This window comes from Ferrovibrio xuzhouensis, from assembly GCF_042648965.1.
GTDB classification, from domain to species: Bacteria; Pseudomonadota; Alphaproteobacteria; order Ferrovibrionales; family Ferrovibrionaceae; genus Ferrovibrio; species Ferrovibrio xuzhouensis.
Map to the genome: position 1 here is coordinate 101,831 of NZ_JBHRYJ010000009.1, position 7,451 is coordinate 109,281.

The following is a 7,451-nucleotide window of genomic DNA, read 5'->3' on the forward strand; positions in this document are numbered from 1 at the left end:
GCCTTGAGCGCGCTCCGGCAGGCCGCCTACGGCCTCACCCTCTTCCTCACCTCGGCCGGCGCGCTGGTCGTCGAGATCGTCGCCGGCCGCATGCTGGCGCCCTATGTCGGCATGTCGCTGTATACCTGGACGGCCATCATCGCCGTGGTGCTGGCCGGCCTGTCGGCCGGACACTGGATCGGCGGGCGGCTCGCCGCGCCGGAGATCACCGCGGCGACGGCGCGGCGCGGCATTGCGGTGGCGCTCGGGCTGGCCGGGCTTTTCACCGCCGGCTGCGCGCCGCTGCTGAAAGCGCTGGCCGTCCTGCTGGGCGACACCACGGCGCCGCCCCTGCTGCTGATCACCCTGCTGGCCGGCGGCGTCTTCCTGCTGCCCAGCCTGTTCGTCGGCGTGGTCTCGCCGGTGCTGACCAAGCTGGCCATCGACGATGCACCGCAGCGCCAGGGCCCCGTCCTGGGGCGCATGTTCGCGCTCGGCGCCGCCGGCAGCATCCTCGGCACGCTGACCGCCGGCTACCTGTTCATCTCGTGGATCGGCTCCAGCGGCACCATGCTGGCGGTCGCCGGGCTCTATCTCGCCTTTGCCGTCGCCTACTGGCTGCAGGGCCGCAAGAGCTTCGTCACCGCGCCGGTGCTGGCGCTGATCGTGCTGGCCGGCGTCGGTCTCGGCCAGTTGCCCGGTTATGCCGCGCCCTGCCGGGTCGAGAGCGACTATTACTGCATCCGCGTCGTCGACCTGACGCCGCAGAGCGGCCGGCCGTCGGCCGCCATGGTGCTCGACCATCTGGCGCACAGCCTGAACGACCGCGACGATCCGACGCTGCTGTATAGCCCCTATCTCGATTTCGTCGCGCGGCGCACCGAAAGCCTGCTGGCCGGCCGGCCGCCGCGCGCCTATTTCATCGGCGGCGGCGCCTTCACGTTACCTCGTGCATGGGCCGCGCGCTTTCCGAAGGCCGACCTCGTCGTCGCCGAGATCGACCCGGCGGTCACCCGCGTCGCCGCCGAGGCGATGTGGCTAGATGTCACGGCGCCTGCCCTGCATGTCATCCATGCCGATGCCCGCGCCACGCTGGCCCACCTGCCGCGGGACCAGCGCTTCGACCTGATCCTCGGCGATGCCTTCCACGATTTCTCGATCCCACCGCATCTGGTGACCCGGGAATTCCACCGCCTGGTGCGCGACCGGCTGGCACCGGGCGGTGCCTATGCGATCAACGTGATCGACCAGAGCGAAAATCCGCGCTTCACTTTTGCACTGGTGAAAACGATGCAGCGCGACTTTCCGGCGGTGGAAGTCTGGCTCGACGACGACAGCCGCCGCCAGGGCGGCCGTGTCACCTTCGTGGTGCTGGGCCTGACCGTGCCGAGCGCCAGCTCGGTGCTGCGCGCCGCCGCGCCGTTCCGCCGCACCTGGCTGCGCTGGCCGCCGGACGACCTCGCCGCGCGGATCGCCGCCGCCGATGTGCCGGTGCTGACCGATGATTTCGCGCCGGTCGACCGGCTGATGGTGGGATTCCTGCTGCGCCCCGACGAGTCCCTGCATTGAGGGCCCCGCATTAAGGGCGCTGCACTCGCCGCAGGCTCAGACCGCCGGCAATTCGCCGGTCTGCTGTGCCGCCCGACGGTTGCGGAAGCGGTCGACGGCATTGGCCACCTCGCCGGCCAGCGCCGAGGCATCCCGCTCGGGATTGAACAGCGCCAGCAGCGCATCGGCCAGCGACTTCACCAGGTCGAGGGATTTCACCCAGCTTGCCGACAGCGTGAAATCGACATCCAGTTCGGCCAGCGGCCGCGCCTGCGCCAGCAGCCGGTCGCAGACCTGCACGACATGGCTGAACTCGCTGTCGGCGACGCGCAGGCGGATGTCTTCGGCCGACACGATCAGGTCGGCCAGCAGGGTCAGCGTCGCGGTATCGGGCCGTTCGCCATCCTTGTAGCGCGGCACCACCTGGGCGGCGACGAAAGCGATGCGGAAGGCCGAGGCATGCAGGCGCTGGCGGGTGATGCTGTCGTTGGCCGCCATGATCGCCTGCTGCAGGGCGGCCGCGTCGATCGGCCGGCCGAGCATCTTCTCGCGCAGCGGATTGGGCACTTCGATCAGCGGCACATTGCTGTCGCGCCGCGCTACCGCCTTGCGGCGATCCGGTCCGATATAATCGGAGGTGACGACGAAGGGCTTGCGATGCAGCGCCACCGTCTCGATGCGATCGAGGATGATCCGGGTCGACAGCGGCTTGACCAGCAGGTCGTCGGCACCGGCATCGACGACGCGGCGGACCAGCTGCATGTCGGATTCCCAGCTGGTCAGGATGATCGGCAGATACGGGTTCACACCCAGCCGGCCATGGCGCAGGTCGGAGACCAGGGCCACCGCGTCGCCCTCCGGCATGGCCAGATCCATGAAGACCAGATCCGGACGGGCCACGGTGATCAGGTCGGCGAAGCCTTTGACGCTGTCGAACTCGCGCAGGTCATGATAGCCGGCGGCCATCAGCGCCTGGCGGTAAAGCACGCGGGTACCCTGCCCGGGGTCACCGAACAGGATGCGCACGTCGCCGCGGAATTCGTCGCTGTTCATGACCCGATCCTAAAAGAGCCGGGACCATGCCAACAAGCGGCGGCGCCCCCCTCAAGTCATCATGCCGGCCGAATATTACCGGGGCTTTAAGGCCTAGCCGACCTGCAATGCACCGCTGGCCACCGCTTCCTGGCGGGCCCGGTAGCGGCCGATGGCGGCGGCCACGTCGGCCGCGAGATCCGCGCCGCTGCGTTCCGGATGAAAGGTCTGCAGCAGCACCGCAGCCACCGATTGTATGGTGGCCGCACTGTTCTGGCCGTCGTGCAGCCGGTTGTCGGTCGCGACGACCAGCGGCTGCACGGTCTCGATCAGCCGGTCGCAGAGCGCCAGTTCGGCGCCATGGTCCTGCAGCCCGGACAATCGCCCGCGCATGTCTTCCGCCGAGACCAGCAGGCTGCCCAGCAGCATCAGCCCCGCCTCGCCGGCACCCTGCCGGATCGTTTCCATCTGCGCGGCGACGAAAGCGATGCGGAAGGCGGCGGCCTTCAGGCGCAGACGGCCGATCTGGCTGCGCATGTCTTCGACCTGGCGGCGGAACTCGTCGCCGCCGGTTGGCAGCCCGTCCAGCTTGGCACGCAGCGGGTTGGGCACCGTCAGCAGCGCGGGATCGCCGCCCGACGGCCGGCTGCTGCGCCGGCGGTCGGGACCGATATAGTCGGCAGTGACCACAAACGGCTTGCGGTTGTCGGCCAGCGCCTGGATGCGACCGCTGATCGACTGGGTCGACAGCGGCTTGATCAGCACGTCGTCGGCACCGCAATCGATGATCCGGTGCACCACCGACCGGCTGGCATCCCAGGTGGCAATGATGATCGGCACGAACGGATTGCTGCCCAGGCTGCCGTGCCGCAGGTCATGCACCGTATCGGCCGGATTGCCCTCGGGCATCGCCGCGTCCATGAAGATCAGGTCGGGCTGCACCTTCTGGCACAGCGCCGGAAAATTCTCCAGCGTGTCGAATTCATGCAGTTGCGTGAAGCCCTCGGCGCGCAGGGCCGCACGGTATTGCATACGCATGCCACGGTTCGGGTCTCCGAACAGGATGCTGATCTCTCGGCGGCGCTCGACGCTCATGCGCGGCAATTCTAGAAAGCCGCCCGCACAACAACAAGGGCGCTAACATGGGTGCCCGGCGGCTTTATGGCTCAGCCGCGCGGTCGCGGTTTCGCGCGTGTCGTCGGCTGTGCCGCCAGCGGATCATCCGGCCAGGGATGCTTCGGGTATTGCCCGCGCATTTCCGCACGCACTGCGCGATAGCTTGATTGCCAGAAGCCGGCAAGATCGCTGGTGACCTGCAAGGGTCGCCGTGCCGGCGACAGCAGATGCAGCACCAGTTTCACCCGGCCGCCGGCAATCGCCGGCGTGTCGGCGCAGCCGAACATCTCCTGCAGGCGCACTGCCAGCACCGGCTGGTCGCCCTGATCGTAGGCGATGGTGATGTTCGATCCGGTGGGGACGCGCCAATGGGTCGGCGCTTCGGCATCCAGCAGCTTTTGCTGTGTATAGTCGAGCTGGTGGGTCAATGCCGCATGCAGGTCGATGCCGGCGAGCTGTGACAGCTTGGTGACGCCATCGAGATACGGCGCCAGCCAGTCTTCCAGTCGTGCCGCCAGCGCCGCATCGTCCATCTCGGGCCAGCCGGCCGCCGCCGGCAGATGGCCGCGCAGCAGCCGGACCCTCGCCTGCCACTGCCGCAGACCTGGCGTCCAGGGCAGTGCGTTGGGCCCGCCCTTGCGGATCGCGGCGATGATGGCGGTACGGATGGTCTCCCGCGGCGGATTGCTCAGCGGCTTTTCGCGCAGCACCAGGGCACCGAGCCGGCGCTGGCGGCGCGCCAGCACCGCCTGGCTGCGCTCGTCCCATTCGACGACATCGCGCTCGGCGATGCGGTCGGCGAAATGCGCTTCAAGTTCGGCTTCGGTCAGCGGTGCGGCCAGAAAGACGCGGGCATCGGCCTGGACGCCACCAACCTCGGCGACCGCCAGCCAACTTGCGCGGGCCAGCACGTCCTGCGGATCGAGCCGGGCGCCGCGGCCGTTGCTGAGCAGGAAGCTGCCGGCCGAGCGCTGGCGCGCGATACGGTCGGGATAGGCCAGTGCCACCAGGATGCCGGCCTCGTCGGTGCCGCCGCTATGGCGCTCCGCCCCGATCTGCCGGCGCCAGTCGGCGGCCAGCCGGCGGATCTGTTTCACGGCATTCATGTCGACGCGTAGGCCGTGCGGCGCGCTGTCGCGTTCGCCCTCGCCGATGACGATTTCGAGCCGCCAGCGCAGATCGGCATCGCGCGGCTGGCCGGCACCGCTCCGCGCGATGTCGCGCTCGCCGAGCAGGGCCGCCAGCGCACAGGCCAGCCCGCCGAGGCCAAGCGCATGACCACGGATCACCATATGGGCAAGCCGGGGATGCAGCGGCAGCGCTGCCATCGCCCGACCATGGGCGGTGATCGCGCCGCCCTCATCGATGGCACCGAGGTCCTGCAGCAGCTCGCGGGCGTGACCAAGGGCCGCGGCCGGCGGCGCATCGAGCCACGGCAGGGCGGCGGCATCGCGGGCGCCCCAGGCGGCGAGGTCGAGCGCCAGCGGCGCCAGATCGGCGACGGCGATTTCCGGCGGCGTGAATTTCACCAGGCCGCCATGGGCGGCCTCGGCCCACAGCCGGTAGCAGATGCCGGGTCCGAGGCGGCCGGCGCGGCCGCGCCGCTGGTCGGCCGAGGCCTGGCTGACCCGCACGGTCTCCAGCCGGCTCATGCCGGTGGCCGGCGAGAAGACCGGCTGGCGCATGTAGCCGGCATCGACCACGACGCGCACGCCCTCAATGGTCAGCGAGCTTTCGGCAATCGCCGTCGACAGCACCACCTTGCGGCGGCCGGCCGGCGCCGGCTGCAGGGCGGAATCCTGCTTCTCGCCGGGCAGGTCGCCATAGAGCGGCACGACATCGACTGTGGCCGGCAGCCGGCCGTCAGTCAGCAAGGCCTCGACACGGCGGATCTCGCCGACGCCCGGCAGGAAGACCAGCATGTCGCCCTCGGTCTCGGACAGGCCCGTGTGCACCGCCTCGGCGACGCCGGCCTCGAGCCGGGCCTGCGGCGCCAGCGGCCGCCAGCGCGTCTCGACCGGAAAGCTCTGGCCCTCGCCGGTGACCACCGGGCAACCGCCCATCAGTGCGGCAAACGGCGCGGCATCCAGCGTCGCCGACATCGCCACCAGCCGCAGGTCGGGCCGCAGGGCGGCCTGCGATTCCAGGCAGAGTGCCAGCGCCAGATCGGATTCGAGGCCGCGCTCGTGGCATTCGTCGAACAGCACGGCGACAATGCCCTTCAGCTCCGGGTCGCGCTGCAGCCGGCGCAGGAAGACGCCGTCGGTGTTCAGCTCGATGCGGGTCTTCGGCCCGACCCTGCTGTCGAGCCGCACGCGGTAGCCGACCGTCTCGCCGACGGACTCGCCGAGCAGGTCGGCCATGCGCCGCGCCGCCAGCCGGGCCGCCAGCCGTCGTGGTTCCAGCACGATGATGCGTCCCCCGCCAGCCCAGTCCTGGCCGGGCAGGCCGAGCGGCAGCAAGGTCGTCTTGCCCGAGCCCGGCGGCGCCTGGACGACGAGATTGCTGCCACGCGCCAGCGCCGCCTGCACATCGGGCAGGATCTTTTCGATCGGCAGCGCATGGGAGTGTTGCAGTTTTTGCAATGTTCGCTATTCCCGGACTCTGAAATGGTACGCGCTTGAAGCGCTGACACGGATAATCATGCTCGGACGATTCTTGCCGGCCGCCCTCACCGGGGCTCCTCCCCTGGCCCGGGCAATGGGCATGATGCTTGTGTCATCGCTCAGCTTCATCTGCATGCATGCCTTGGTTGCGCGGGTGTCGCAAGATTTGCCGGCCTTCGAGGTGGCGTTTTTCCGCAACCTGTTCGGCCTGTTCTGGCTGCTGCCGGCGCTGATCCGCGCCCGCTTTGCCCCGCTGAAGACCACCAAGCTGCACCTGCATGCCCTGCGCGGCGTCACCAACAGCATCTCGATGCTGATGTTCTTCAGCGCGCTGGCCTTCACCCCGCTGGCCCAGGCGACCTCGCTGGCCTATACCTCGCCGCTGTTCGTCACCCTCGGCGCCGCCCTGTTCCTCGGCGAGACCTTCCGCATCCGGCGCCTCACCGCGCTCGCCTTCGGCTTCGTGGGCATGCTGATCGTGCTGCGGCCCGGCCTGATCGAGATCGGCACCGGCCCGCTGCTGGTGATCGGCTCGGCAGTGCTGTGGGCGGTGGCGATGATCGACATCAAGATCCTGTCGCGCACCGATTCCAGCCTGACCATCGCCGCCTACATGGTGCTGTTCCTCACCCCGGTCACCTTCATCGCCGCGCTGTTCGTCTGGCAATGGCCGACCCTGTCGCAGCTCGGCTGGCTGGTGCTGGTGGCTGCCTTCGGCACCATCGGCCACCTGCTGTTCAACGAAGCCTTCAAGCATGCCGATGCCACCGTGCTGATGCCGCTGGATTTCACCAAGCTGATCTGGGCGTCGCTGATCGGCTTCTTCGCCTTCGGCCAGATCCCCGACCTGTGGACCTGGGTCGGCGGAGCCGTCATTTTCACCAGTGCCACATATATATCGTACCGCGAGCATCAGATCTCGCGCCGCGCCCGGGACACTGGCGGGGACCCGTCCAAAAAACAGGCAGCCTTGCCGTAAAAAACCAAGCCCTGAAACTATTTACAGTCAGGGCCGAATCCGGTTCCATACGCTCCGCGCCCAGCCTTTCGGGGCCGGGCGCTCGGGAGGCATATAAACCCACATTCTCCAAGTAAGTCGCTGATTTCGCTGTCGTAATCGTGATATTTCGCATATAAATCATGGCGTTGACGGCTGCGAGGGGCGCGTTT

General features: G+C 68.7%; 5 protein-coding genes. 2 read left to right on the forward strand and 3 right to left on the reverse strand.

What is annotated here, in order from left to right:
* The first annotated feature begins 3 nt into the window (after positions 1-3).
* Positions 4-1,548, forward strand: coding sequence for a fused MFS/spermidine synthase (locus ACFOOQ_RS23245; RefSeq protein WP_379730123.1), 1,545 nt, complete (start codon positions 4-6; stop codon positions 1,546-1,548).
* Between the two features lie 36 nt (positions 1,549-1,584).
* Here the strand turns inward: ACFOOQ_RS23245 and ACFOOQ_RS23250 are convergent, their stop codons facing one another.
* The 3 genes from ACFOOQ_RS23250 to hrpB all read right to left on the reverse strand — a co-directional run bounded on the left by ACFOOQ_RS23250 (position 1,585) and on the right by hrpB (position 6,260).
* Entirely contained in the window at positions 1,585-2,580 is a 996-nt protein-coding gene (locus ACFOOQ_RS23250) for a response regulator (RefSeq protein WP_379730125.1), read from the reverse strand.
* A 93-nt stretch (positions 2,581-2,673) separates the two neighbouring features.
* Complete coding sequence (locus ACFOOQ_RS23255; RefSeq protein ID WP_379730127.1) at positions 2,674-3,654, reverse strand: response regulator transcription factor; 981 nt, start codon at positions 3,652-3,654, stop codon at positions 2,674-2,676.
* Positions 3,655-3,725: 71 nt separating this feature from the next.
* The gene (gene hrpB, locus ACFOOQ_RS23260) at positions 3,726-6,260 is read right to left on the reverse strand and encodes an ATP-dependent helicase HrpB (RefSeq protein ID WP_379730128.1); all 2,535 of its coding nucleotides are present in this window, start codon (positions 6,258-6,260) and stop codon (positions 3,726-3,728) included.
* Positions 6,261-6,381: 121 nt separating this feature from the next.
* Here hrpB and ACFOOQ_RS23265 point away from each other — a divergent pair, with 121 nt between their 5' ends.
* Entirely contained in the window at positions 6,382-7,260 is an 879-nt protein-coding gene (locus ACFOOQ_RS23265) for a DMT family transporter (protein WP_379730130.1), read from the forward strand.
* The last annotated feature ends 191 nt before the right edge of the window (positions 7,261-7,451 follow it).